Origin of the sequence: Aquibium oceanicum (assembly GCF_001889605.1) — a bacterium.
GTDB classification, from domain to species: domain Bacteria; phylum Pseudomonadota; class Alphaproteobacteria; order Rhizobiales; family Rhizobiaceae; genus Aquibium; species Aquibium oceanicum.
Window position 1 is genome coordinate 30,857 of sequence record NZ_CP018171.1, and the last position, 25,947, is coordinate 56,803.

Consider the following 25,947-nt stretch of genomic DNA (forward strand, 5'->3'; position numbering starts at 1 on the left):
TCTGGTGGTCATCGCGCCGCGCAGCGGCCCGCGTTCCTGCCGGAGAAGATGCAGCCGCCTAGGAAGGTTCCCTCCAGCGCGTTGTAGCCGTGGTAGCCGCCTCCACCGAAGCCTGCAACCTCGCCGGCGGCATAGAGGCCGTCGATCGGTTCGCCGGACGCATCCAGCACCTGACCGTCGAGGTTGGTATGGATACCTCCCAGCGTCTTGCGGGTGAGAATGTTCAGCCGGACCGCGATCAGCGGTCCGTTGGCCGGGTCAAGGATCCTGTGCGGTGCCGCGGTGCGGATCAGCTTGTCGCCGAGATAGTTGCGCGCGCCGCGAATGGCGGTGATCTGGGCATCCTTGGAGAAGGAGTTGGCGATCTCGCGGTCCCGCGCCTCGATCTGCATCCTCAGCCGGTCGTGATCGATGAAAGCCTCTCCGGTCAGCGCATTCATCGCGTCGACCAGGTCGCACAGGTCGTTGCGGACGATGAAGTCCTCGCCCTTCTCCTTGAAAGCCTCCACCGGCGGCGGAGCGGAGGCGCCGCGCCGGTTCTTCATCACAGCGCGCCAGCTATTCGACGTGAAATCCGGGTTCTGCTCGGAGCCCGAAAGCGCGAACTCCTTCTTGATGATCTTCTGGGTCAGCACGAACCACGACCAGTCGTGGCCGGTTGCAAGGATGTGCTTCAGCGTCGAGAGCGTGTCGAAGCCGGGCAGGCATGGCGCCGGCAGCCGCTCGCCGCGCGCGTCGAACCACATCGACGAGGGGCCGGGCAGGATGCGGATGCCGTGGTTCGGCCAGATCGGGTCCCAGTTCTTCACCCCCTCCGTGTAGTGCCACATGCGGTCTGCGTTGATCACCGCGGCGCCCGCCTCCTGCGCGACTGCGATCATGCGGCCGTCGACGTGATGCGGGACGCCGGCCACCATCGTCTTCGGCGGTGGCCCGAGGCGCTCGACCGGCCAGGCCTTGCGCACCAGATCGAGATCGCCGCCGATGCCGCCGGAGGTGACGATCACCGCGCCGGCGGAGAGTTCGAAGTCCCCAACGACCTCCCGCCCGGATTTCTGGCCGCGCTGGACCGTGGACGGTTCGAGGATGTCGCCTGCCACCCCGGAGATACGTCCGCCGGATCGCAGGATGCGGCTGGCACGATGGCGGAACTTGAGCTCGACGCGCCCGCCTTCGACGTGCTCGCGCACACGCCGCTCGAACGGCTCGATCACGCCCGGTCCCGTGCCCCAGGTGATGTGAAAGCGAGGCACCGAATTGCCGTGGCCATGCGCATGGCCGCCGCCACGTTCCGCCCAGCCCACCACGGGAAACCAGCGCATGCCCATGGCATGGAGCCACGGGCGCATCTCGCCGGCCGCGAAGTCGACATAGGCTTCCGCTGTCCTGCGCGGCCAATGGTCTTCCGGGCGGTCGAACTGCGCCGACCCCAACCAGTCCTGCAGCGCGAGGTCACGGCTGTCCCTGATCCTCAGGCGCCGTTGCTCGGGACTGTCGACGAAAAACAGTCCGCCCAGCGACCAGAAGGCCTGACCCCCGAGCGAATTCTCGCCTTCCTGCTCGAGAATGACGACCTTCCTACCCGCGTCGGCCAGTTCGCAGGCCGCGACCAGCCCGGCCAACCCGCCTCCGACGATGATTGCATCCGCGTCCATGACAAACCCTCCGGATGCGACTCAAAGCCCACGACGGGCGGCAACGCAAGGGCGTTGGAGACACTTCCCGCCTCCACCGCGCCGAGAGCGAATGCGGAGCGCGACAGCTTCGCCTGCGCCCAAGATGGGCCTGTCTATCTGTTCAATCAGGCATTGCTAACAGACAATCTATCTGCCACTGATAAACACAACCAAGGAGTGGGGCGCAATCATGAATAGAGTTTGGTCGAGGGCATCTTGGGGAACTGCGCTTCTCGGTTTTTTCTTGTTCTCGGCGGCAGCGCAGGCCGGGCAGGTTAACGTGAAGGCCGGAAGCGAAGTAGGTCTTCTGAACTTTGCCCTCTTTGAAAGCTACAAATGTAAGCCGATCAAAGCGGTGATAAAGGTTGTTGTAGCTCCAAAACATGGGACACTACGACAGGTGCGCGCCAATCTGGATCCGGCGGATGCGGATTCTGCCGATTACTACGACGCCCTTTGCAGTGGCACCAAACTTCAATCCATCATGTTTCTCTACAAAGCCAACGCAGGGTACAAAGGCCGCGACAGGGTCGTCTTGCGCGCGCTGGCCTCGACCGACGGATCGGGCGACTATTCCTTCGACATCATTGTCGAGTGAGGCCTTCCTTGGAATGGGCATGAGGTAGGCATACCCACCCCCGCGCCCATTTTGATGTATCTCTTCTGGAAATCCGCTGGCTTCCGGGATGGATAGGCTGACGTATACGACTCCGTGTTCGTCCCGCGCGGCGCGTTTACCCAGCAACCCACTTGACGCCATTCAGATGAGGCGTCATCTCCACGCATCGGGTGGAGTGATCTTGCATGGTTGCGACGGTTCTGATCGCGCTGGTGGCGGCGCTGCACGTCTACTTCATGTATCTGGAGATGATCGCCTGGGACTCGCCTTCCGGGAGAAAGACGTTCGGCACGACGCCCGAATTCTCCACCGCGTCCAAGGCGCTGGCGATGAACCAGGGGCTCTATAATGGCTTTCTCGTCGCCGGCCTCGTGTGGGGCCTATGGCTCGGCACGGGAGGCTTCGCGATCAAGGTCTTCTTTCTCGGGTGCGTTGTGGTGGCGGGCGTATTCGGAGCCGCCACCGTGTCGCGAAAAATCCTCTACGTGCAGGCCCTGCCGGCAATCCTGGCGCTGGCGGCGCTGCTCATCGGCTGGTGAGGCGCCCAGCTCCGTCAACTTTAGCTTGATTTGGCGGTTCCTGTTGCGGCGTCGGGGGTTTGCCTTCGACCACCGCCTGCCGCAACCATGCCGTCCAAGATGAATGCATCCGAGTCCATCACCTTTTCCCGAAGCCGATCCAAGCCGATGCGCGCACCCAGCGCTATCGTGCGCGCAAGAGCTGCAAATCTCGTCCGCATCTGAAGGCGGAAGCCACCGGGACTTCATCATCCCGGCATCGGTGACGCGATCGGGATGCTCCTCAGTTCAACTATTGCTAATGGACCTGCGATCTGCCAAAAATGGCTACAACCTTGCGGTGGGGGCACAATCATGACGGGCGGACGGGTCAAGGCGGTCTGTGGGGCGGCGTTCAGTCTTGCCCTGATGTTCACGAACGTGGCGGAGGCCCGCCCTGTCACCGTGAAGCCCGGCGCGGAGGTCGGCCTCCTGAACGTCGCTCTCTTCCGGCACTACGACTGCAAGCCCATAAAGGTGGTCATCAAGGTCGTCCAAGCACCCAAGCACGGAACCCTGCGGCAGGTCCGGGCGACGCTCAATCCCGCGGATGCGAAGTCCGGCGACGATTTCTTCGGACGGTGCAACGGCAAGAAGCTTCAGTCGCTCGCCTACATGTACCGGGCGAACAGTGGCTACAAAGGCAAAGACAGGGTGGTCCTTCGGGTGATGGCGTCCACCGACGGCTCCGGCAACTACGGCTTCGAGATCGTGGTGGAATAGCTCCACGATCGAGCGCCGAGCGGATCTACTGTCCTGCGGTTTCCGCGTTCTGGTCGTAGCCGAAGTTGTACCGGATGGTCATGGATTCGTTCGCGGCATCCACCGCCTTCACATATCTTGAGAAGGCGGCCGGCGGCACTTCTTCCATCAGGGTGCGAAAATGCCAGTCGGCTTCCAACTCTCCGTAGCTGCTCTTGAAAATGAACTTGAGCAGGAAGTATGGTCTCAGGACATCCATGTCCTCGGGTGGCCCGAAGGTGGCCTTGAGATTGGTGACCCGTACGGTGTGCCGCCGGTACCGCAAATCACCGAGATCGACGGCTAATTCGCGGTTCTCCGAGAAAGGCCTTGGCAAACTCGGGCTCAGGTCGGCGCGGAGAGGAAAATCCTCGATCAGGTCGCTGCCTTCCAGCAAAGCGGCGTCGAGGGAGTAGTTCTCCTCGATGACGATCCGGTTCGCGTCCCGATCGTCCTGCGTAAACAGGATCGCGGTGCGCTCGAGGCGCGGATAGACCTTGCGATAGTAATTCAGGTAGGCGTCGCTCAGGCTGGAGAGCCCGGTCTCGGACAGGCGCTGACGCATTTCGTCTGCGCTCGAACGCTCATACGTGCTACGCGCCTTGAGGGTCATGTAACGCTGCTGGTCTGTTGGCATAGAATACTCTTCGACGACCGATCTGGTCGGCGTGTTCATGTCGTCTTTTGGCAACTTCTCCAATGTGGCCCCTTCGGAGAGCGGAAGTCCGAACCCGAAATTGGCCTGCACGAAATTCGATGCGCGGCCACCCTTCATGAACTCGGTCGCATCGATCCAGTAGCTCTTGTCCCCTATGGTGGCCTTCACGACCGCATGGTCGAATGCTCCTGTGGAAGGAAGTCTCGACCGAAGCTGGTTTCCTCCATCGGAATTCACCAGCGCGACAACGGCCTTCATTCCCAGCCGGTGCAGGATCGACGCAAGAAGCAGCGCCTTGTCCTTGCAGTCCCCGAAACCGGTTTCGTCGACTTCGCTGGCGCGCCGCTGAACGTAGGCTCCAGGTCCGAGCGAGAGACTGACGTAGCGATATCGGTCTTGGACGTACCGCATTGCCTCGATCATGCGGTCCCCCTCATCCGGATAGTTCTTCGCGATGTCGTCGATGTCCCGAGCAAGCCTTTCAGGAAGCGTTAGATCCAGTTGATAGTAAGGTCTGAACGCGTCGGCGATGACCCGCCAGTTGGCAGCGGAGGACATTTCCACAGTCGGCAATAGGTATTCCCCGTCAGGAATCGACTCCTCCGTGGCGACAGGCTCCGGGTCGACGATGCTCCATTCATAGACGGTCATTCCGGAAGCGGTGTTGACGATTGGGGAAACGTCCGTTCGGTGATTTCGCAGTTGGAGTGGACTGTCGGAAGGCCAAACAACACGCCTGTGGATCAGCCCGACTGGCGAAGAATAGCGCGTCGAAAACGACCAGTAGAGCATATCATGTGCAACTTGCTCTCGCGTCTCGAATGTCAGGGAGTAATCGATCACGTCGCCGACGCGAACATCGATGATGTTGTAGTAGGCCGTCGCCTTTCCGCGGAAAATCCCTTGTGAGGCCTCGGTCTCGGTCCCGACCACGTATGGTTTCGTAATCTGCGTTCGATCCAGTACCTGTCCATCCCTGATGATATGGATCCAGTGCAGGACAAGTCGGTCGACGAGCGGATCGAAGCTGATGTCTATCCTGCCCGAGCTCTCGAGGCCGGTCCGGTTCACGATACGGAATACCTTCCGCGCGTAGCTGTCGTTGCCTCCTGCCCGTATGATCGCCTGGTCGTCTTCCAAAAGCATCGCTATGCCGCCGCTCAGGGCAGCATTTCTCGTGGCTGGCAACTCTGCAAATTCAACCTGCTCGACCCAGTCGCCGACAGGACCGGTACTGACCTTAGAGGCAGCGTCGTCACAACGAGCGGGGGAACAGACGAACAGATACAGGGCAGACAGAAAGAAAATGATTGGTCGCATGTGAGCCGGCTGTCCCCGCTTACCACCCGGTGGAATAAGCCAGATTTTTCCACTTCTATTAGAAAGTAAAGAAGAACTTGCGCAGCACCGTCACGCGACGCCCCGGCGCGAAATACGATGCATCCTCGACGACGAAGTCGGCATGGCAGATGGACAGGACGCTGACCGGACTATCGTCGCGGTCACCGCTCCGTCAGCTTGAGCTCGATGCGGCGGTTCTTGTTGCGGGCATCCAGAGTGTCGCCTTCCACCAGCGGCTGAAACTCGCCGAACCCCGCCGCCACGAGCCGGCTGGCCGGCACGCCCTGGCTGATCAGGTATTTCACCACCGAGGTGGCGCGGGCGGAGGAGAGTTCCCAGTTGTCGCGGTAGCGGCCGGTGCCCGAAAGCGGCACGTTGTCGGTGTGTCCATCGACGCGCAGCACCCAGTTGATCTCGGGCGGAATCTCCTTCTGGAGATCGATGATGGCCTCCGCCAGCTTGGCCATTTCCGTCCGGCCCGCGTCGTTGATGACCTCCGACCCGGAGGGGAAGAGAACCTCGGACTGGAACACGAAGCGGTCGCCCACGATGCGGATGTTCTCGCGGTCCGACAGGATCTCGCGCAGCCGGCCGAAGAAATCGGAACGGTACCTGTTGAGTTCCTGCACGCGCTGCGCCAGCGCGACGTTCAGGCGCCGGCCGAGATCGGCAATCTTGGTGCTCGATTCGCGGTCGCGCGCCTCCGATACCTCGAGCGCCCCTTCCAGCGCGCCGATCTGCTTCCTGAGCGCGGCGATCTGTTGGTTGAGAAGTTCCACCTGGGACAGCGCGCGCTGCGAAATCTGGCGCTCCTCGTCGAGCGCGCCACTCAGTGTGCCGATCTCTTCCTCGGCGGCGGCATCCGCGCCGGCACCTTGCGAGAGCAGCTGCTCCAGCCGCGAACGCTCCGTTTCGGCCGCCTGAAGCGACGCCTGCAGATTGGCGAGCTGGTCCTCGGCGTCCTGCGTGTTGGAGCGCTCGAGCGCCAGAAGCTGCGTCAGTTCGTTGATCTGCGAGTTCAGCCGGGTCAGCACCTCGTCCTTGCCGGTGATCTCGCGGCTGAGCAGGAACTGCGCCAGCACGAACACCGAAAGCAGGAACATGATGGCCAGCAGCAGCGTCGAGAGCGCATCGACGAAGCCCGGCCAGTAGTCCACGCCGCGTTCGCGGCGCCGTGTCCTCGCGAGCGCCATGTCAGCCCACTTTGTCCATCTTCCGAAGAGAGTCGGCGATGTCCTTGAGCGTCTCGCGCATCTCCTTCTGCTCCTCGGCCTGCGCTTCCACCCAGTCGCGCATGATCTGCTGTTCGTTGCGCATGTTCTTGACCAGGCCCGAAATGCCTTCGGCGAGGCTGGCCATCGAGGTCGCGACGCGCTGGCTGGAGCCGCCCGCCTCGTGCAGCGAGCGAAGCTGCTCGGCCATCCGCTTCATCTCTTCACTGGTATCGGCCCGCGTGGTGTCGAGCACCGGAGCGTCGGAGCCGACATCCGTAACCGAGGAGAGCCAGTTCTCCAGTTCGGTATAGAAGCGATTCTGCGCCCGGCCCGCCTGCAGGTCGAGGAATCCGAGCACCAGCGATCCGGCGAGACCGAAGAGCGAGGACGAGAAGGCCGTGCCCATGCCCTCCAGCGGGGCCGAGAGGCCCGACTTCAGGGAGTTCAGGATATCGTTGGTGTCGCCGGACCCCGGATCGAGCGACTGGATGGTAGAGCCGATCGAGCCGATCGTCTGGAGCAGCCCCCAGAAGGTGCCTAGCAGGCCGAGAAAGACGAGGAGGCCGATGAGATAGCGCGAGATGTCGCGGCTCTCGTCCAGGCGCGTGGCGATGGAATCGAGGATCGAGCGCATCGAACTGGTCGACAGCGCCGTCGCCGAGGACCGGCTGAGAAGCGCCTTCATGGGCGCAAGAAGCACCGGATTACGCGTCTCCTGGCCCGCCCGGAAGGAATTCACCCAGCGCACCTCGCGAAAGAGGCGGATGACCTGGTTGAAGGCAAGCAGGATGCCGACCGCGAGCACGCCGAGGATAAGGCCGTTGAGGCCGGGATTGGTGGCGAAGGCGGTGGAGATCTGGCGGTAGAGGATCGCCGCGACAAACCCTGCGATCGCCAGGAAGATCAGCATGGAAAGCAGGAAGACCTGAGGGCTCGAAAGCTTGTGCGGGTCGTACTGCGCACCTCCCGCCAAACCGTCCTCGCCCAAAGTCCTCAACCACGCCATTGCCCAAGCCTCGTATCCGATCCCGCACCAAGCCGCGACTCTAGCCGGAATTGTGACGAAATTGAAAGAAGCCGCCATGGCGCGGCGGCGGAACGTCCGATCCTTCAGACCCTCCCGACCACGAGAAGGTCCAGCATCGCGGCCAGATGCAACCCCGCTCCAGATACGACGAAGCCATGCCACAGGGCCGACTGATAACGCAGGCCGTTCCACACGAAGAAGATCACGCCGGCCGAATACACCATGCCGCCGGCCACGATGAGCCACATCGTGGTTTCGGGAACGATCGCGGCGAGTTCGCCGGCGACAGCCACGCCGCTCCAGCCGATGGCGAGATAGAAGACGGTCGCCCAGCCGTCGTAGCGTCCCGGAAGGAGGATCTTGATTCCCATGCCCACCACTGTCGCGGCCCAGACGCAGACGATCGTGATTCGGGCCAGCGTTTCGGGAAGCTGCGCCAGGAAGGGCGTGTAGGTTCCCGCGATTAGCAGGAAGATGGCCGCGTGGTCGACACGGCGAAGAAACCATTTCGCGCGCGATGCAGGCCACAGATTGTAGGCGCAGGAGACCGAGAGGACCGTCAGCAGCGAGATCACGTAGAAAACGGCGGCGATGTATTCGCCCGCGGCGGTCCGCCCGAAGGCATAGGCGAGGAGAACCGTTCCGGCCGCGATGGCGATGACGATGCCAACGGCATGGACGATGCCGTCCGCCCACAGTTCGGCGCGCGAAAGTCGGCGCCACTCGCGGTAGAAGCGGAGATAGGTGCCGGGGTGTGGAGTGAGAATGGCCATGGTTTCCTTTGCCACCCTAGCATGACGAAAATGTTGAACCGGAAGCGACCGCGGCCCGATTTGACGGGATCATGCCGTGATGAGCCCCGAGTTCAAATGCGGAAGGTGGCAGATGCGTTCCCGTTGCTGCAATCTCACCCGCGCGCGATCTTGTCAGGGCTGCAGCGCCAGCGACACCACCCGCACCAGTCCACGCACCGAACGGCGCTGTTCGGCCGGGTCCTCGATCCGCATCTTGATGCCTTCCAGCCCGTCGAGAAGCAGGGAAGCGAGCATCCCCGGGCCGAGATCCCGCGCCTTAAGGTCGGTGCCCAGACGCACGGCCTCCTTCTCGATTTCACGCGCGATCATGCCGCCGAGCCGCTCGGTCCAGCTCGCCACGATGTCGCCGGCGAGGCTTCCCTTCATGTCGAGGATGTCGGCGCCGTGGGGCGAACCGGCGAATTTCTCCACCATGGCGAACATGCAGTCGTCGATCGCGGCAATAAGCCGGTCGGACAGGTCCCCGGGACCGCCAAGCGCGGCCTGCGCGACTTCGGCGGAAAGGTCCAGCATCATCGTGGCGATGGCGCGGTAGATGTCGGTCTTGTTGCGGAACTGCAGATAGAGCGCGGGCCGCGACATGCCGGCGGCGCGCGCGATGTCGTCCATCGTCGTGCGCTGGTAGCCATAGGCGAGAAAGACCTTCACCGCGCCATCGAGGATGCGCGAGCGCTTGTCGGCCTCGCTGGTCTGCATGTTGATCGTCAATCCGGCCACCCCTGGCGAAAGCATGTTGACAATATGACGTAATTTGTCAGAGTGTATCTCATGTACCGGCATTGCGCAACCAGCATGCCGGAAATCGCCATGGACGACAACGAAGGGTATCCCCATGCGCCTCACCGTCGACGGAAAAGAGATCGAGATCGATCCGGATCCTGAAATGCCGCTGCTGTGGGCCCTGCGGGACCTCGCGGGCATCACCGGGCCGAAGTTCGGCTGCGGCATCGCGGCCTGCGGCGCCTGCACGGTGCTCGTCGACGGCGTTCCGGTGCGCTCCTGTTCGCTGCCGGTCGGCGGCGTGGAAGGAGAGATCGTCACCATCGAGGGGCTGGCGGACGGCGACACCCTGTCCGCCGTGCAGCAGGCATGGCTGGACGAGCAGGTCGCGCAGTGCGGCTACTGCCAGGCCGGACAAATCATGAGCGCGACGGCCCTGCTCGACGAGGTGTCCGATCCGACCGACGAGGACATCGACAATGCCATGGGCGGAAACCTTTGCCGCTGCGGCACCTATCCGCGTATCCGCGCCGCCATCAAGCGCGCGGCTGCGATGAAGCTGGCGAGGGCCTGACCATGGCAAGCATCGGAAAGATCGCCCGCCGTACCTTCCTGATCGGCGCGGCCGCCATCGCGGGCGGCGTGGCCGTCGGCTACTGGTACGTGTCCCGCCCGTACGACAATCCCCTGGAGGACGATCTCGCCGAAGGCGAGGCGACCTTCAATCCCTTCGTGAAGATCGCCGCGGACAATACGGTGACGGTGATCGCGCCGCGCGCGGAGATGGGACAGGGAATCTCGACCACCCTCGCCGCCTTCGTCGCGGAAGAGCTCGGCGTTTCGCTCGAAGAGCTTACCGTCGAGCACGGGCCGACATCCTTCGCCTACTACAACGGCACCATGATGGAGGAATCCGGGCCGTTCCCCTGGTTCGACGACAGCCTGATCGCCACGATCGCGCGCGATGCCTTCTCGTCCGTTGGCAAGGTGCTGGGCCTCCAGGCGACGGGCGGGTCCGCCTCGACCCGCGACGGCTTCGACCGCATGCGCCAGGCGGGTGCCGCTGCGCGCCACATGCTTCTCGCCGCTGCCGCCGACCGCTTCGGCGTACCCGCCGGGCAGCTCGAAACCGTCGGTCGCACCGTGGTCCACGAGGCATCGGGGAAATCCGCCACGTTCGGGGAACTGGCCGCAGATGCCGCGAAGATGTCGCCGCCCTCTTCGGTGAAGCTGAAGGACAAGGCCGACTGGACGCTGCTCGGCAAGCCGCAGAAGCGCGTCGACATGCGGGCCAAGGTGACCGGCGCGCCGATCTTCGGCGTCGACGTCATGCTGCCCGAGATGCTCTTCGGCACCGTGAAGATGAACCCGGTCTTCTGGCAGAAGCCGACCTCGGTCGACCTGTCGAAGGCGGAGGCAGTGAAGGGCGTGGTCAAGATCGTACCGCTGGACACGACCTACGGCCATGGCTTCGGCGTGATCGCCGAGAACACCTGGGCCGCCTTCAAGGCCGCCGATCTGATCGAGGCGGACTGGGGCAGTCCCGACTATCCGGCCGACGGCGCCGCGGTCGACGAGGCGCTGAACGCAGCACTCGCGACGGAGGGTTCGCGCCTGCGCGACGAGGGCGACGTGGACGTCGCCTTCGCCGACGCCCCTGCGGAGCGTGTCGTGGAGGCCGAGTACGCCGTACCCTTCCTCGCCCACATCTGCATGGAGCCGATGAACGCCACCGCCCGCTTCAAGGACGGCAAGCTCGAGATCTGGGCGCCGAACCAGATGCCGACGCTTGTCGAGTATCTCAGCGGCGCGGCGATCGGTCTGGAGTCCGCCGACGTCACCGCCTACACGACCTCGCTCGGCGGAGGCTTCGGCCGGCGCGAGGCGGACACGACCATTTATGCCGCCATCATGGCCAAGGAAGTGGAGGGACGCCCGGTCAAGGTGATCTGGAGCCGCGAGGAGGACGTGCGCCACGACACCTACCGCCCCGCGGCGAAGGGCCGGTTCCGCGCCCGCATGAACGAGGATGGAATGCCCGTGGCGCTCGACATGCGCATTGCTGCGCCTTCCGTCGTCGCCAGTGTGATGCACCGGACCTTCCCGTCGCTCTCGCCGGCCGGTCCGGACGGCACGATCACGCAGGGCTCGCACGACCAGCCCTACACCATCGCCGACTACCGCGTGTCTGGCGCCAAGGCCGATCTCGGCGTGCCGGTCGGCTTCTGGCGTTCGGTCGGCAATTCGTTCAACGGCTTCTTCCACGAGGGCTTCATGGACGAGATCGCCACGAAAGGGGGGCTCGATCCGGTCGAGATGCGCCGCAAGCTGATGGCCGCTCACCCGGCCGCGGTGAAGGTGGTCGACAAGGTTGCCGAAATGGCGAAATGGGGCGAGGCGCTGCCTGCCGGCCGCGCGAAGGGTTTCGCCTTCACGCTGTCCTTCGGCAGCTGGGTCGGCGAGATCGTTCAGGTCGCCGAGACGGACGCGGGCATCCGTGTCGAGAAAGTTTGGATCGCGGCCGACGTCGGCACGGCGATCGACCCGGGGATCATCGAGGCGCAGCTCACCTCCGGCGCCGTCTTCGGCCTCTCGGCCGCCATGGGCCAGGAGATCACCTTCGCGAACGGAATGGTCGAGCAGTCGAACTTCCACGACTTCGACGCCATGCGCATCCACCAGTGCCCGGAATTCGAGGTCGCGATCCTCGAGAACTACCACAGGATGGGTGGTGCCGGCGAAATCGGAACGCCGCCCGCCGCACCCGCGCTCGCCAACGCGATCTTCGCGCTGACCGGCAAGCGCCTGAGGGCCCTTCCCCTCTCCCGCGAGGTCTCGTTCGCATGAGGCCGCTCGCAAGACTGCTGACAGCCATTGCCATCGCGGGAAGTTCGTCCGCGCTGGCGCAGGAGACCCCTGCCCCGGATCAGCCGCCGGTGCTCGCGGTCGATCGCGAAGCCGGTCTTCCCGAATGGGAGAAGATCTACGCGGTCTTCTCCCATCCGCGTTGCGCCAACTGCCATGTCGAGGACGAGCATCCGCGCTGGTCGGGCGCACACTACGGAGAAACCCGCAACCACGGCTTCAACGTCCAGCGCGGCACCGACGAATCCGGCTTCGGCAATCCCGGGCTGCGCTGCACGACCTGCCATTTCGAAAGCAATTCAAAGGTGCTGCATGGCCCGCCCGGAGCGGAGAACTGGCACCTCGCGCCCGCCGAGATGGTCTGGTGGCAGAAGAGCTCGGCCGAGATCTGCGCGCAGATCAAGGATCCGGAGCGCAACGGCGGTCGCACGCTGGAGGAGATCGCGATCCATGTCCGCGATGACGGTCTGGTCGGCTGGGGGTGGGCGCCCGGACCCGGCCGGGAGCCGGCGCCGGGATCCGCCGAGGAGACCTTCGCCGCGCTCGAACGGTGGAACGCGGCCGGCGCGCCATGTCCGGATGGTTGATGCATGCATCAACAAAAGTTACTTTTGTGCAGCGCACTTTTCAGGTAGACCGCGTCACGAATACCGCGCTTCAGCAGCTTTTGATTGAACACAGCGCGGGTATCTCCCACATGAGCCGCACGCCCGGCCGGCGCGAAGGCTGCGGGACATGCCCCGCGGGATCTTGAAATGGCGAAGTATAGATTTCACAAACTGGCGGCGATCGTCGTGTTCGCCGCCTCTGCGGCATGGATCGCGACCGGGGAGTTCTCCTCTGTCGGCAGCGCCGTGTCTCAATCCGACGATCAGGCGCCCGAGGCCGTCGCGGAAGAGCCGACCGTCGCGCCGCGCGTCGTCGCGGTGGTCACGCCGCCCCGCGTCGAACACGCGCGCGCCATCCGAATTTCGGGAACCACCGAGGCCGACCAGCGCACGCGGCTCGCCGCGCGGACCGGCGGTATCATCGAGGAACTGGCGGTGCAGAAGGGAAACCGCGTCGAGAAGGGCGACCTGATCCTGCGCCTGGAGACGGAGGGGAAGCAGGCCGCCGTCGAGATGGCAGAAGCCATGCTCTCGCAGCGCCAGGCCGAACTCGACGCCGCCGAGCGGCTCGCCAAGAGCGGCAACGTCGCCAAGCTCCAGCTCGACAGCGCCCGCACGGGCCTCGCGACGGCGCAGTCCCAGCTCGAGGCGGCGAAGGCCGAATTCGATCGCATCGAGATCCGCGCGCCCTTCTCCGGGCTCGTCGACAGCGTCCCGGTCGAGGAGGGAAGCTCACTCCAGCAGGGTGCGGAGGTCGCGACCATCCTCAACCTCGATCCCATCCTTGCGGTCGGCGAAGTCGGCGAAGTGAGCCTCGGCTACGTCGGCGTGGGCGACAAGGCGGACGTGCGGCTGGTCGACGGCCAACGGGTCGAGGGCACCATCCGCTACATCAGCCGCGACGCCTCCGCGCAGACGCGGACCTTCCGCGTCGAGGTCGCGATCCCCAACGAGGATGCGAGCATCCCCGCCGGCATGACGGCCGAGATCACGCTGCGCGCCGAACCTGTGGATTCCACCGTGCTGCCGCGCTCCGTCATCACCCTCAGCGCGGCCGGCGATCTCGGCGTGCGCGCGGTCGACGGAGAGAACAAGGTCGTCTTCTATCCGATCGACCTTGTCGACGACACGCCGCGCGGCCTGGTGCTCGCCGGCATCCCCGCCGATGCGCGTATCATCGTCGCCGGCCAGGAACTCGTGGCCGAGGGCGACGTCGTGGAGCCGAAGGAGGCGGATCGCGCGACGATCGAAAAGCTGGTCGGCAATCTCGCCGACGGGATGTAGCGATCCATGAACATCGTCAGCATCGCCATACGCAATGCGCGCCTGACCCTGTCGATCATGGTATTTTTCCTGATCGCCGGGGCGCTGGCGTATCAGGCCCTGCCCAAGGAGGCGGAGCCCGACGTCGCGATTCCTGTGCTCTATGTCAGCCTCGCCTACCAGGGCATCTCGCCGGAAGATTCCGAACGCCTCCTGCTGCGGCCGGTCGAGACCAAGCTGAAGAGCCTCAAGGGCGTGAAGGAGATGCGCTCCGCCGCCTACCAGGGCGGCGGCTACGTGTTGCTCGAATTCGATCCCTCGACCGACCTCTCCACCGCGCTCGAGGAGACGCGCAACAAGGTCTCCGACGCGCGCGCCGACCTGCCGCGCGATGCCGAGGAGCCGACGGTCAACGAGGTCAACGTCTCCGAATTCCCGGTCCTCGTCGTCACGCTGTCGGGCGACGTGCCCGAGCGGGTCCTCACCACCGCCGCGCGCGAACTGCGCGACCGGATCGAGGAGATTCCGGGTGTGCTCGAAGGCACGCTGCAGGGTGCGCGCGACGATCTGGTCGAGGTGATCATCGACCCGATGAAGCTCTCGTCCTATGGCTTCCAGCTCGACCAGATGATCGCGGCGGTGAACGCCTCCAACAGCCTCGTCGCGGCCGGCACCATCGAGGGCGAGGAAGGCAAGTACGCGGTCAAGGTCCCTTCGCTGATCGAGACCGTCGAGGACGTCGCCGAACTGCCGATCGTCGCCGGGCCGAACGCGGTGGTTCAGGCCAAGGACATCGCGACCATCCGCTCGACCTACAAGGACGCGGAGACGATCACGCGCCTCAACGGCCGGCCGGCAATCGCGATCGAGGTGAAGAAGCGCATTGGCGAGAACCTCGTCCACACCGTCGAGCAGGTGAAGGCGCTGTCGGACGAATTCCAGAAAAGCCTGCCCGAAGGCATGCACGTTACCTACACGCAGGACAAGTCGGTCTTCATCAACCAACTGCTCAACGACCTGCAGAACCACGTGCTGATCGCGGTCATCCTGGTCTTCATCATCATCCTTTACGTGCTGTCCGGCCGTGCGTCGCTGCTGATCGGTCTCGCTATCCCGACCTCGTTCCTGACCGGCATCCTGCTGCTTGCCCTGATGGGCTTCACCATCAACATGGTGGTGCTGTTCAGCCTCATCCTTGCCGTCGGCATGCTGGTGGACGACGCCATCATCGTCACCGAGTTCGCCGAGCGCCGCATGTCGGAAGGCATGCCCAAGGCGGAAGCCTTCGACCTTGCCGCACGCCGCATGGCGGGGCCGGTGATCGCGGCGACCTTGACGCGCATCGCCGCCTTCTCGCCGCTGCTGTTCTGGCCGGGCGTGGTCGGCGACTTCATGAAGTACATGCCGATCACGCTCATCGTGACGCTCGCCGCCTCGATGCTCTACGCGCTGATCTTCACGCCGACGCTCGGCGCGATCTTCGCCAAGGCGCACTTGCATGACGACGACGAGCCGCAGCGCGACGGCTGGTACATGGCCGTGGTGCGTCAGGCCGTGCGGTTTCCCAAGACGGTGCTGCTCCTGACGGTGGCGCTGCTCGTCAGCGTGCAGTTCGCCTATACGAAGTACGGCGCGGGCGTCGAGTTCTTCCCGTCTGTCGAGCCGGACTACGGGCTTCTCTACGTCCACGCGAGGGGTAATCTCTCTCTGGCCGAGATGGACGCGGCGACCCGCGCCGCGGAGCAGCGCCTGCTCGGATGGCCCGGCGTCGAATCCGTCTATACGCGCGTCGGCAAGACGCAGGGCGGCGGCGCCGACATTCCCGAGGACGTGGTCGGTGTCATCCAGTACGAGTTCATCGACTGGCGCGAGCGCAAGTCGGCCAACGACATCCTCGCCGACCTCCGTGTCGCAATGGCCGGCATACCCGGCGTCGATGTGGAAGTGCGCGTGCCGGAATCGGGTCCGCCGACCGGCAAGGCAATTCAGGTGCGGCTTTCGGCGACCGACCCGGACGGGCTGGACGACCGGGCACGCGAGGTTGCCGCGCGCATCGCCGACGTGTCCGGCGTCATCGACATCTCCGACGGACTGCCGCCGCCCGGCGTCGACTGGGCGCTGGAGGTCGATCGCGGCAAGGCGGCGCAGTACGGGATCAGCCCGAACGCGGTCGGCACCGTGGTGCAACTCGTCACGACGGGCGTGAAGCTGACCGACTACCGTCCGGAATCTGCCGACGACGCGGTGGATATCCGTTTACGCCTGCCGGAAGACCGGCGCACGCTGTCGTCGCTCGACCAGTTGAGGGTCGAGACGGCGCAGGGCTCCGTCCCGATCGCCAACTTCGTGACCCGCAAGCCCGAGCCGCGCGTCGGCACGCTGAACCGCATCGACGGCGAGCGTACAGTCGTCGTCCAGGCGAACGTCGCCTCCGGTTTCCAGGTTGCGGCCGTCCAGCAGCAGGTGGCGCAGACCGTCGACGGCATGGAACTCGGCAACGTCCGCTGGAAGCTCGCCGGCTCCAACGAGGACAGCGAGGAAGCCAGCGCCTTCCTGGGCAACGCCTTCGGTGCGGCGCTCTTCCTGATCTTCATCGTGCTTCTGGCTCAGTTCAACAAGTTCACCAGCGTGTTCCTGGTGCTGATGACGGTCGTCATGTCGACGATTGGCGTCTTCCTCGGCCTGTTGATCACCGGGCAACCGTTCGGCATCGTCATGTCGGGCATCGGCGTGATCGCGCTCGCGGGCGTGGTGGTGAACAACAACATCGTGCTGATCGACACCTACGACCGGCTGCGGAGCGAAGGCTGGGAGAAGCTGGAAGCCGTGTTGCAGACCTGCCGGGAGCGCGCCCGCCCGGTGGTGCTCACCGCGCTCTCGGCGATCCTCGGCGTGCTGCCGATCGCATTCGGCCTGGGGCTGGAACTCTTCCATCACGAGACGACAATCAACGCGCCGTCGACGCAGTGGTGGATCTCGCTTTCGTCGGCGATCGTCTTCGGCCTTGCCTTCTCGACGGTACTGACCCTCGTCGTGACGCCGTCGGCGCTGATGGTCTTCACCCGCGACAAGCACCGCACCACGAAGAGCTTCTGGTCGCGCCTCTTCCGGCGCAAAAGCGAGGCCGAAGAAGCCAAGGCGTCGGAAGAGGCCGCCAACGACCGCGAGCCGGACGCGCTGCCCAAGGCGGCCGAGTAGCCTCCTCGCGGCCGGCCCGCCGCCGGGAACCGTGCGGTCAGTCGGGCATTGGCCTCCCGTCATCCTTGGAGGCAAGCTTGTCGCTGACGACCCTCTTCATCATCGTCCTGATCCTGGCCCTGGTGGCCGTCCTGCCGACCTGGCCGTGGTCGCGCCGCTGGCGCTGGGTGCCCTCGATCATCATGGCCACCATCCTGGCCGTGGTGATCTACCTCGCACAGGCCGGAAGGTTCTGAGCGAAAAAGTTCCGGGCCGGAACAAAACCTCGTCGCAAGCGAGCATGTTCAGGAACTACATACCTCCTCACGCATTGTTGATCCTCCAAAACCGATCGGAGGCGAAAGCGTGACACTGACCACCATTCTCATCATCATCCTCATCCTCATCCTGCTCGGCGCCATCCCCGCCTGGCCACATTCGCGCGGCTGGGGCTATGGCCCGTCCGGCATCATCGGCCTGATCCTGGTCGTGTTGCTGATCCTCGTCCTGATGGGCAGGATCTGACCGCAAGACGAACCGAAGCCGCCGGCGCGGGTCGCCGGCGGCTTCGTTCATCGGAGCTGGGATCAGGCGGCCATCGCCAGCGCATCGCGATCCAGCGACAGGTCGGCTACGCTCTGCCTGATCGCCCGCACCGGATCGGTGGCCGGCAAGGATCCGAGCGACGCTTCCAGCTTGCTGCCGTCCAGCGAGTGCGGCGTGCGCCAAAGGTAGGACATCACCACCAGTTCGCGCAGCATCGGCACGAAAAAGCTGCCGGCCCTGAGCAGCGTCCAGGGCACACCGCGCCGCGCAAGCGACCGCCCCACCGCTTCCTCAGTCGCCGCCTTCATCTGCGTCCCCGTCAGCGTGTGGCCGGTGAAGTTGAAGCTGTCGAACATCGGCAGTGCCTTGCGCTTCTCAGCCAGCCGCACGAAGGCCTCGCCCAGATCGGGCAGATAGGCGAAGGCGTGCGGCAGGTCCATCGGACCGGGCCAGATGAAGACGTCCTTCTTCAGCTTCGACAGGATCATTAGGTCGAGCCAGGACTCCCGCTTCACACCGCCATAGAAGTCACCAGCCCGCAGCACCAGGGTCTGCACGCCCGTTTCTTCCCCCTTGAGCCGGAAAAGCTCTTCCATCGCGATGCGGATGCGCGCCTTCGGCGTAGAGGGAACCTGCGCCGCGTCGTCCCGCATGCCGAGGGCGATCGCGTGACCGAAATTGTAGACGTTGCCGGGCAGAAGCTGCGTCGCGCCAGCGGCTTCCACCGCCGCGATGACGTTTTCAGCCATCGGCATCACCTTCTCCTCCCATTCCGTATATTGCGGATTGAGGGCGTTCAGCACCACATCGGCGCCCTGGCAGGCCTCGATCAGCGACTGGCGATCGAATGCATCCGCCTTCACCCATTCCACGCCCGGCGCCAGTTCGGCACCCTTTCGGCCGCGCGCGACCCCTTTCACACGCCATCCGGCCTTCACGAAGGCGCGGGCCGCTGCGTCGCCGACACGTCCCGCCGCACCGAGGATCACGATCGTCTGCATGGCTGTTCTCCTTGCTCCGGTTTGATGACTGGAAAATATGGCCTTTGCAGATGAATGATAATTCCCTATTGGTGCGGGACCGATATTCATTATTGAATAGCCTTCATGGACTGGAATTTGCTCAAGAGCTTCGTCGCGGTGGCCGAAACCGGCAGTCTCTCGGCAGCCGCCCGCAAGATCGAGGTCAGCCAGCCCTCGGTCGGGCGGCACGTCGCCGAACTGGAACGGCAGCTCGGCATCAAGCTCTTCCGCCGCGGGCGCGCGGGCTACGAATTGTCGGAGGACGGCATCGCGCTGCTGGGCCGCGCCCGGGCAATGCGCGAACAGGCCGAGGCGATCTCCAGGCTGGCGCTTGGCGCGACGGAAGCGGTCGCCGGCACCGTCCGCATCGCGGCGAGCGAGGTCGTGTCCGCCTACGTGCTGCCCTCGATGACCGCCGCCTTCGCCGAAATGGAGCCCGGCATCGAGATCGAGATCGTCGCGTCGAACCAGGTCGAGAACCTGCTGCGGCGCGATGCCGACATCGCGATCCGCATGGTCGAACCGTCACAGCTCGACCTCGTCGCCCGCAAGATCACCGACATCCCCCTCACCGCATGCGCGGCGACATCCTATCTCGACCGGCGCGGCCGGCCCGCATCGCCAGCGGAAATCGTCGGCCATGACCTCGTCGGCTACGACCGGGGCATGGAGCTGATCGACGGCTTCCGCGAGTTCGGCGTCGAGATCGACCGCCACGGCTTCCGGTTCCGCACCGACAACCAGATCGTGTTCTGGGAGGCGATCCGGACGGGCAACGGGATTGGCTTCGCCCAGGTACCGCTGGTCGACCGCGAACCGCTGGTGGAAGTAATCCTCCCGGGCCTACCCTTGCCCTCGCTGCCCATGTGGCTTGCCATGCACCGAGACGTGCGCACCAGCGCCCGCATCCGCCGCGTGGCGGATTTCCTCTACGAGCAGCTGAAGGACTATGCCGGAGGTTGAGCCGGCTCCCCGTGGGTGAACTCCGCGCTTCGCGCCAGACCGGCCATGAGGCAGACCACGACGAGGAGCGCGGAGACGGCCACATAGACCGGCGCGAAACCGACGTGCTCGCCGACATAGCCGATGCCGGACGGCGCGACGAGGATGCCGGAATAGCCCATCAGCGTCACCGTGCTGAGCGATGCGCCCGACGAGGTACCGGGCTGGTTGCCCGCCGCCGAAAAGGCGATCGGCACCATGTTGGCGATGCCGAGACCAGCGAAGGCGAAGGCGGCGATCGCCAGCCACGGTTCGGTCGCAAAGCCGGCGACGAACATCCCGGCCGCCGCAATCAAGCTCGACACCCGCAGCGTCGCCACCGCGCCGAAACGGTTGCGCACCCGATCGCCAGCAAAACGCATCAGCGCCATGGCTCCCGAAAACGCCGCGAAACCGAAGCCGGCCGTGGCGAGATCGGCGCCGCGTTCCTGGCGCAGGTAGAGCGCGGCCCAGTCGAGCACCGCGCCTTCCGGGATCATCGAGAAGAGCGCGATCAGCCCGACGAGATAGACCGTCGGGTTGCGCGGCAGGGCGAAGCGCCGCACCTCGTGTGCCTCCGGCCGCGGCTCGGTTACCAGGAAGGACAAGCCGGCGAGGGTGACAATGAGCGCCGCGGCGGTCACCACGCCGGCGTGGAACAGGTAGCCCTGCGCCTCGATCAGCGTGCCGCCCGCGCCGCCGCCGATAAAGCCCCCGACGCTCCAGAAACCGTGCGAGGACGACATGATCGCCCGGCGAAGCTGCTTCTCCACCTCGACGGCGTTGGCATTCATCGCTACGTCCATGCCGCCGATGAAGCCGCCGAACAGGAACAGCGTGATACCCGCCGCGACGATGCCGGGCGACAGCGCGACCGCCAACAGGCCGAAACAGCTAACGACGCCGAAGACGCGCACCGTCCAGCGCGATCCGAACCGCCCGATCAGATAGCCGCAGGTCGGCATCGCGACCAGCGCGCCGAGCCCGAAGGTCAGGATCAGGAGACCAAGCGTGAACTCGGTGATCTCCAGCCGCGCCAGCGTGACCGGGATCTGCGGCGCCCAGCTTCCGATCAGGAACCCGTTCACCAGGAACATCGCCGCAACCGCCCGGCGGCCGCGGCGTGCCTTTGCCATTGCATCGTCTGCCATTATGGTTCGGCCAATCCGGAACGGAGAAAAATGCTAAATCGATTTAGAAGAAAACCGGCGAACATCGGCGGCCGGATGCTTGCTCCAGCCGCCTGAGGTGTCGATCACTCTCCCCGGTTGCGCGCCGCCAGCGTCCGCAGGCGCAGGCCGTTCAGGCGGATGAAGCCTTCGGCATCCTTCTGGTCGTAGGCGCCGCGGTCGTCCTCGAAGGTGACGAGATCGTTGCGGTAGAGCGACTTCGGCGAGCGGCGGCCGGTGACGATGACGTTGCCCTTGTAGAGCTTCAGGCGCACGTCGCCCTCGACGTCCTCCTGGCTCTTGTCGATCAGCGCCTGCAGCATCTCGCGCTCGGGCGCGTACCAGAAGCCGTTGTAGATCAGCTCCGCGTAGCGCGGCATGATGTCGTCCTTGAGGTGCGCCGCACCCCGGTCGAGCGTGATCGATTCGATCGCGCGATGCGCGGCGAGCAGGATCGTGCCGCCCGGCGTCTCGTAGACGCCGCGCGACTTCATGCCGACGAAGCGGTTCTCCACCAGGTCCAGTCGGCCGATGCCGTTGTCGCGGCCGAGATCGTTGAGGGCGGCAAGCAGCGTCGCCGGCGACAGGCGCTTGCCATCGATCGACACCGCATCGCCCTTCTGGAAGCCGATGGTGATCTCGGTGACCTTGTCCGGTGCGTCCATCGGCGAGACGGTGCGCTGATGGACGTATTCCGGCGGTTCCTCCCAGGTATCCTCGAGCACCTTTCCTTCAGACGACGAATGCAGGAGATTGGCGTCGACCGAGAAAGGCGCCTCGTTGCGCTTGTCCTTGGCGATCGGGATCTGGTGCTTTTCGGCGAAGTCGAGCAGCTCGGTGCGCGACTTGAACGCCCAGTCGCGCCACGGGGCAATCACCTTGATGTCGGGGTTCAGCGCATACGCCGCCAGTTCGAAGCGGACCTGGTCGTTGCCCTTGCCGGTGGCGCCGTGCGCGACGGCGTCGGCGCCGGTCTCGCGTGCGATGTCCACCAGGTGCTTGGAGATCAGCGGACGGGCGATCGAGGTCCCAAGCAGATAGGTGCCTTCATAGACCGCATTGGCGCGGAACATGGGGAAGACGAAATCCGAGACGAATTCTTCGCGCACGTCCTCGACGTAGATTTCCTTCGCGCCCATCATCTCGGCCTTCCGGCGAGCCGGCTCGAGATCGTCCACCCCCTGGCCGAGATCGGCGGTGAAGGTGACGACCTCCGCGCCGAGCTCGGTCTGGAGCCACTTGAGGATGATGGAGGTGTCCAGCCCGCCCGAATAGGCGAGCACGACCTTCTTGACGTCTTTCCACTTGGTCATGATCTGGCGGCGCTCACGAATGAAGGCGCCGCGGTGCGGCGCCGATGGATTTCGCGCGCACTAATAGCAGGAAAGGCAGGCCGGGCAAGGTCGCGCCACGTGCCCGACCTTGCCGCCTCCGCCGTCAGGTCCGCCGGCGAAAAAGCTGTCCCCATATGTCATACCCCACCAGAGCAAGCCCGATGAGGCAAACGACAAAGAGATCGGCCCGCATCACCGAAAACGCGATGATACCGAGGAAAGCGGCAATCAGCAGGAACGCGAGAAGCGCCAGCACGCGTTCGACCATCATCTTGCGATCCTCCTAGCGTCCATAGAAGAGCTGCGGCAGGTAGTAGGCGATCTGGGGGAAAACGTAGAGCATGACCATGGTGACGAACACCATGAACACGTAGGGCAGCGAGCCGGCGAAGATTTGCGTCAGCCGCACGTGCGGAGGCGCAATGCCTTTCAGATAGTAGGCCGACATCGCCATCGGCGGCGTCAGGAACGAGGTTTGCAGGTTCAGCGCGATCAGAATGCCGAAGAACAGCGGATCGATATCGAACAGCGGCAGCAGCGGCAGGAAGATCGGCACGAAGATGATGATGATCTCGGACCATTCCAGCGGCCATCCGAGCAGAAAGATGATGATCTGCGCCAGGATGAGGAATTGCAGCGGCGTCATGTCCAGCCCCATGACGAAGTCGCGCACGATGTGCTCGCCTCCGAGATAGGAAAACACAGACGAGAAGGTCCACGAGCCGACGAAGAGCCAGCACACCATGGCCGTCGTTCGCACCGTCAGGTAGACCGATTCCTGCAGCCGCTTCCAGGTCAGCGCGCGGTAGGCGATCGCCAGCACCAGGCCGCCGAGCGCCCCGATCGAGGCGGCCTCCGATGGCGTGGCGAGGCCGAAAAGGATCGCGCCGAGGACCGAGAGGATCAGGATCGCCAGCGGAAAGAAGGACGTCAGCAGCATCCAGGCGAGCTTTCCGGTCGGGATCGGCTCTTCCGGCTCCTCCGGCCGGGGAGCCAGGGAGGGTTGCAGCATGGCGCGGCCGATGATGTAGACGAGATACATCCCCGCGAGCAGGAAACCGGGAAGCAAAGCCCCCGCATAGAGCCGCACGATCGAGACACCGGACGCCGCCGCGTAGACGATGAGCATGATCGAAGGCGGGATCAGAATGCCGAGCGTGCCGCCCGCGCAGATGACGCCCGACGCGAAGCGCTCGTCGTAGCGCGCCTTCAGCATGGCGGGCAACGCCAGCAGGCCCATCAGCGTAACGACGGCGCCGACGATGCCGGTCGCGGTCGCGAATAGAGCGCAGGTGATGAGGGCCGCCACCGCCATGGAGCCCGGCATGCGGCGCGTCGCGATCGACAGGGTCTCGAACAGCCGGTCGACGATGTTCGCCCGTTCCACAATGTAGCCCATGAACAGGAAGAGCGGGATCGCCGTCAGCACGTCGTTGGCCATGACCGAATAGGTCTGGTTCACGAAGAGGTCGAAGATTCGGTTGTCGAAGAGATGCCGCATGCGATCGGCATCGAAGTAGGCGTAGTAGCCAAAGCCTATGCCCATTGCCATCAGCGTGAAGGCGATCGGGAAGCCGAGCATGATCACGACGATGAACAGGCCGAGCATCAGAATGGCGATTTGCGGATCGGTCATCGGGATTGCCCCTTCGGCGTTACCACATCGACGGCTTCGGAGCCGTGCCGCAGCGCCGCGGCGCCTTCCTTCTGGAGAATGGCCTCCAGTTCCTCCACGTCCTCAGCCGGCTTCGGCCACACGCCCGTGCGGATCGTGATGATGCAGCGGAAGACCTGGGCGATGCCCTGGATGACGAGCAGGATGCCGGCCGCGACGATTACCGTCTTGAACTGGTAGATCGGAATGTTGGCTGGGCTCATCACGCTGACCTCGAGGTAGCGCCACGAACGGCCGATGTAGCGCCATCCGGCGAAGACCAGCGCCAGCACGCCGGGAAAGAAGAAGATGAAGTAAAGCACCAGCTCGACCTTGGCCTGCGTCCGCGGCGACCAGAGCCGGTAGACGAAGTCGCCGCGCACATGCCCGTCGCGCGAAAGCGTGTAGGCACCAGCCATCATGAACATGGTGCCGTACATCATGTAGGAGAGGTCGAAGGCCCAGGGCGTCGGCGCGTTCAAGACGTAGCGCACGAAGACCTCGTACCCCACGCCGAATGTCATCACCATGACGCACCAGCCGAAGACCTTGCCGAACCAGGCCGACAGTGAGTCGGCGAAACGTATGTAGCTTTCCATGATCGCCCCGTTTGCGCCGCGCCCGCGCGGCAGGAGGCGGGGCCCTGTATGGCCCCGCCCGCTGTCGACCGGCCGCCGCGTGGGCGGCCGGAATCCGGATCAGAGCTTGCCGGGGAAGTAGTGGTTGTAGGCCATGCGGTAGTCGGGCGAGTTCTGGAGGCTGTAGAACACCACGCGCTCGACCCACTTCTTCTGGCTGTCCACCACCTTGGCGAAGAACTCGTCCTCCATCAGCGGCGGCATGATCTGGTCCCACGCCTCGAGCTGCGCCTGAAGCACGGAGTCCGGCGTGCGCTTGACGTTGACGCCGTTCTCCGTCTGGAGCTTCTGCAGGTCGGACGAGTACTGGTCCATGGCGTATGCGAAGTTCGCCAGGTGCGCGGCTTCAACGCCGTAGCGCAGGATCGCCTGGAGATCCGGATCGAGGCTTTCGAACTTGTCCTTGTTGAAGATGTACTCGAAGGATTCGCTCGCCTGGTGATACGAAGCCAGCATGTAGTTCTTGGCGACGTCCTGCGCGCCGAAGCGCATGTCGGAGGTCGGGTTGTTAAACTCGAACGCGTCGATGACTCCGCGTTCCATGGCCGGCACGATCTCGCCGCCCGGAAGCTGTGCGACCGAGGCGCCCATGGCCTGGAAGAGATCGGCGGCGAGGCCGACCGTGCGGTACTTCAGACCGCTGACCTGGCTGGCATCGGTGATCTCGTCCTTGAACCAGCCGAGCGGCTGCGCCGGCATGCCGAAGCTCAGGAAACCGACGATATTGAGCCCCAGAACATCCTGCGTCAGCTCGCGATAGAAGTCGTAGCCGCCGCCGTGGTAGAGCCAGGCGATCATCTGGTTAGCGTCGCCGCCGAAGACCGGGCCCGTGCCGAACAGCGAGGCGGCCTTGTTCTTGCCGTACCAGTAGACCGGCACCGTGTGCGCGGCATCGATGATGCCGTCATGGGCCGCGTCCTGCACCTGGAAGGCACCGACCACCGCGCCGGCCGGCAACAGGTCGATCTGCAGGCGCCCGCCGGACATCTCCTGCACCCGATCCACATACTGCTGCGCCATCTCCTGGAAGATGTCCGAAGAGGGCCACGACGACTGCATCTTGAGGACGATCGGCGCTTGCGCGAGCACCGCCGGCGCGGCAAGGGTCGTCGCCGCGGCGGCGCCTGCGCCCGCCAGCGACGTGTTCTTCAGAAATTTTCGGCGTGATATCGATGTGCTGGTCATTGGTTCCTCCCTGGATTTCGTATTGTGGTATTCCAGCGCAGCCAGAATATGCGATATCGCCCGCCATGCAAGTAGCCGCACCGGTTCGACTTTTGCAGCATCTGCAGCTCTATTCGCACCTGCAGTATTTCCTTGCC

Annotated in this window: 24 protein-coding genes; 11 read left to right on the forward strand and 13 right to left on the reverse strand. The window is 64.5% G+C overall.

Annotated features, from left to right (window positions below):
- Positions 1-8: 8 nt before the first annotated feature.
- Positions 9-1,655 (reverse strand): FAD-binding dehydrogenase, encoded by a 1,647-nt coding sequence (locus tag BSQ44_RS00160; protein ID WP_072601378.1) that lies wholly within the window; start codon positions 1,653-1,655, stop codon positions 9-11.
- 211 nt (positions 1,656-1,866) lie between these two features.
- On the opposite strand from BSQ44_RS00160, the gene BSQ44_RS26715 reads away from it, so the two are divergent.
- The 3 genes from BSQ44_RS26715 (at position 1,867) to BSQ44_RS00175 (ending at position 3,575) form a co-directional block, all read left to right on the forward strand.
- Positions 1,867-2,274 carry a hypothetical protein gene (locus BSQ44_RS26715; protein WP_157894475.1) on the forward strand — a complete coding sequence of 136 codons (408 nt, stop codon included), beginning with the start codon at positions 1,867-1,869 and terminating at the stop codon, positions 2,272-2,274.
- A gap of 206 nt (positions 2,275-2,480) precedes the next feature.
- On the forward strand, positions 2,481-2,834 hold the full coding sequence (locus tag BSQ44_RS00170) for a DUF1304 domain-containing protein (protein WP_072601380.1): 354 nt from the start codon (positions 2,481-2,483) through the stop codon (positions 2,832-2,834).
- 333 nt (positions 2,835-3,167) lie between these two features.
- Positions 3,168-3,575: a hypothetical protein gene (locus BSQ44_RS00175; protein ID WP_072601381.1), complete on the forward strand. Its 408-nt coding sequence runs from the start codon at positions 3,168-3,170 to the stop codon at positions 3,573-3,575.
- A gap of 25 nt (positions 3,576-3,600) precedes the next feature.
- On the opposite strand, the gene BSQ44_RS00180 is transcribed toward BSQ44_RS00175, so the two are convergent.
- The 5 genes from BSQ44_RS00180 to BSQ44_RS00200 all read right to left on the reverse strand — a co-directional run bounded on the left by BSQ44_RS00180 (position 3,601) and on the right by BSQ44_RS00200 (position 9,365).
- Positions 3,601-5,571, reverse strand: a complete 1,971-nt coding sequence (locus tag BSQ44_RS00180) for a DUF3857 domain-containing transglutaminase family protein (protein WP_083534285.1) — start codon at positions 5,569-5,571, stop codon at positions 3,601-3,603.
- Between the two features lie 182 nt (positions 5,572-5,753).
- Positions 5,754-6,785, reverse strand: a complete 1,032-nt coding sequence (locus BSQ44_RS00185) for a peptidoglycan -binding protein (protein ID WP_072601383.1) — start codon at positions 6,783-6,785, stop codon at positions 5,754-5,756.
- A 1-nt stretch (position 6,786) separates the two neighbouring features.
- Positions 6,787-7,812, reverse strand: coding sequence for a MotA/TolQ/ExbB proton channel family protein (locus tag BSQ44_RS00190; protein WP_072601384.1), 1,026 nt, complete (start codon positions 7,810-7,812; stop codon positions 6,787-6,789).
- Positions 7,813-7,916: 104 nt separating this feature from the next.
- Positions 7,917-8,606 (reverse strand): PAQR family membrane homeostasis protein TrhA, encoded by a 690-nt coding sequence (gene trhA, locus BSQ44_RS00195; protein ID WP_083534288.1) that lies wholly within the window; start codon positions 8,604-8,606, stop codon positions 7,917-7,919.
- Positions 8,607-8,759: 153 nt separating this feature from the next.
- Entirely contained in the window at positions 8,760-9,365 is a 606-nt protein-coding gene (locus BSQ44_RS00200; RefSeq protein ID WP_378215163.1) for a TetR/AcrR family transcriptional regulator, read from the reverse strand.
- Between the two features lie 115 nt (positions 9,366-9,480).
- On the opposite strand from BSQ44_RS00200, the gene BSQ44_RS00205 reads away from it, so the two are divergent.
- The 7 genes from BSQ44_RS00205 to BSQ44_RS00235 all read left to right on the forward strand — a co-directional run bounded on the left by BSQ44_RS00205 (position 9,481) and on the right by BSQ44_RS00235 (position 17,806).
- Positions 9,481-9,942 (forward strand): (2Fe-2S)-binding protein, encoded by a 462-nt coding sequence (locus BSQ44_RS00205; protein WP_072601386.1) that lies wholly within the window; start codon positions 9,481-9,483, stop codon positions 9,940-9,942.
- Between the two features lie 2 nt (positions 9,943-9,944).
- Positions 9,945-12,215: a xanthine dehydrogenase family protein molybdopterin-binding subunit gene (locus BSQ44_RS00210; protein ID WP_072601387.1), complete on the forward strand. Its 2,271-nt coding sequence runs from the start codon at positions 9,945-9,947 to the stop codon at positions 12,213-12,215.
- On the forward strand, positions 12,212-12,820 hold the full coding sequence (locus BSQ44_RS00215; RefSeq protein ID WP_072601388.1) for a hypothetical protein: 609 nt from the start codon (positions 12,212-12,214) through the stop codon (positions 12,818-12,820). The genes BSQ44_RS00210 and BSQ44_RS00215 overlap by 4 nt, the downstream gene beginning before the upstream one ends.
- Positions 12,821-12,988: 168 nt before the next feature.
- On the forward strand, positions 12,989-14,125 hold the full coding sequence (locus BSQ44_RS00220; RefSeq protein WP_072601389.1) for an efflux RND transporter periplasmic adaptor subunit: 1,137 nt from the start codon (positions 12,989-12,991) through the stop codon (positions 14,123-14,125).
- A gap of 6 nt (positions 14,126-14,131) precedes the next feature.
- Positions 14,132-17,302, forward strand: coding sequence for an efflux RND transporter permease subunit (locus BSQ44_RS00225; protein WP_072601390.1), 3,171 nt, complete (start codon positions 14,132-14,134; stop codon positions 17,300-17,302).
- A 77-nt stretch (positions 17,303-17,379) separates the two neighbouring features.
- Positions 17,380-17,538, forward strand: a complete 159-nt coding sequence (locus BSQ44_RS00230) for a DUF3309 family protein (RefSeq protein ID WP_072601391.1) — start codon at positions 17,380-17,382, stop codon at positions 17,536-17,538.
- A gap of 109 nt (positions 17,539-17,647) precedes the next feature.
- Positions 17,648-17,806 carry a DUF3309 family protein gene (locus BSQ44_RS00235; RefSeq protein WP_072601392.1) on the forward strand — a complete coding sequence of 53 codons (159 nt, stop codon included), beginning with the start codon at positions 17,648-17,650 and terminating at the stop codon, positions 17,804-17,806.
- A 62-nt stretch (positions 17,807-17,868) separates the two neighbouring features.
- Here BSQ44_RS00235 and BSQ44_RS00240 read toward each other — a convergent pair whose 3' ends face one another.
- Positions 17,869-18,828 carry an NmrA family NAD(P)-binding protein gene (locus tag BSQ44_RS00240; protein WP_072601393.1) on the reverse strand — a complete coding sequence of 320 codons (960 nt, stop codon included), beginning with the start codon at positions 18,826-18,828 and terminating at the stop codon, positions 17,869-17,871.
- 96 nt (positions 18,829-18,924) lie between these two features.
- Here BSQ44_RS00240 and BSQ44_RS00245 point away from each other — a divergent pair, with 96 nt between their 5' ends.
- Positions 18,925-19,812 carry a LysR family transcriptional regulator gene (locus BSQ44_RS00245; protein ID WP_072601394.1) on the forward strand — a complete coding sequence of 296 codons (888 nt, stop codon included), beginning with the start codon at positions 18,925-18,927 and terminating at the stop codon, positions 19,810-19,812.
- Here BSQ44_RS00245 and BSQ44_RS00250 read toward each other — a convergent pair.
- The 6 genes from BSQ44_RS00250 to BSQ44_RS00270 form a co-directional block, all read right to left on the reverse strand.
- A complete protein-coding gene (locus BSQ44_RS00250; protein WP_179948738.1) occupies positions 19,797-20,966 on the reverse strand; it encodes an MFS transporter in 1,170 nt (389 codons plus the stop codon). The two genes, BSQ44_RS00245 and BSQ44_RS00250, sit on opposite strands and share 16 nt — an antisense overlap.
- A 119-nt stretch (positions 20,967-21,085) precedes the next feature.
- Positions 21,086-22,312: an argininosuccinate synthase gene (locus tag BSQ44_RS00255; RefSeq protein ID WP_072601396.1), complete on the reverse strand. Its 1,227-nt coding sequence runs from the start codon at positions 22,310-22,312 to the stop codon at positions 21,086-21,088.
- 124 nt (positions 22,313-22,436) lie between these two features.
- Positions 22,437-22,604, reverse strand: coding sequence for a hypothetical protein (locus BSQ44_RS27180; protein WP_169858318.1), 168 nt, complete (start codon positions 22,602-22,604; stop codon positions 22,437-22,439).
- A gap of 12 nt (positions 22,605-22,616) precedes the next feature.
- A complete protein-coding gene (locus tag BSQ44_RS00260) occupies positions 22,617-23,969 on the reverse strand; it encodes a TRAP transporter large permease (RefSeq protein ID WP_072601397.1) in 1,353 nt (450 codons plus the stop codon).
- Complete coding sequence (locus tag BSQ44_RS00265) at positions 23,966-24,586, reverse strand: TRAP transporter small permease subunit (RefSeq protein WP_072601398.1); 621 nt, start codon at positions 24,584-24,586, stop codon at positions 23,966-23,968. The genes BSQ44_RS00260 and BSQ44_RS00265 overlap by 4 nt, the downstream gene beginning before the upstream one ends.
- 99 nt (positions 24,587-24,685) lie before the next feature.
- Entirely contained in the window at positions 24,686-25,810 is a 1,125-nt protein-coding gene (locus BSQ44_RS00270) for a TRAP transporter substrate-binding protein (RefSeq protein ID WP_072601399.1), read from the reverse strand.
- Between the last annotated feature and the right edge of the window lie 137 nt (positions 25,811-25,947).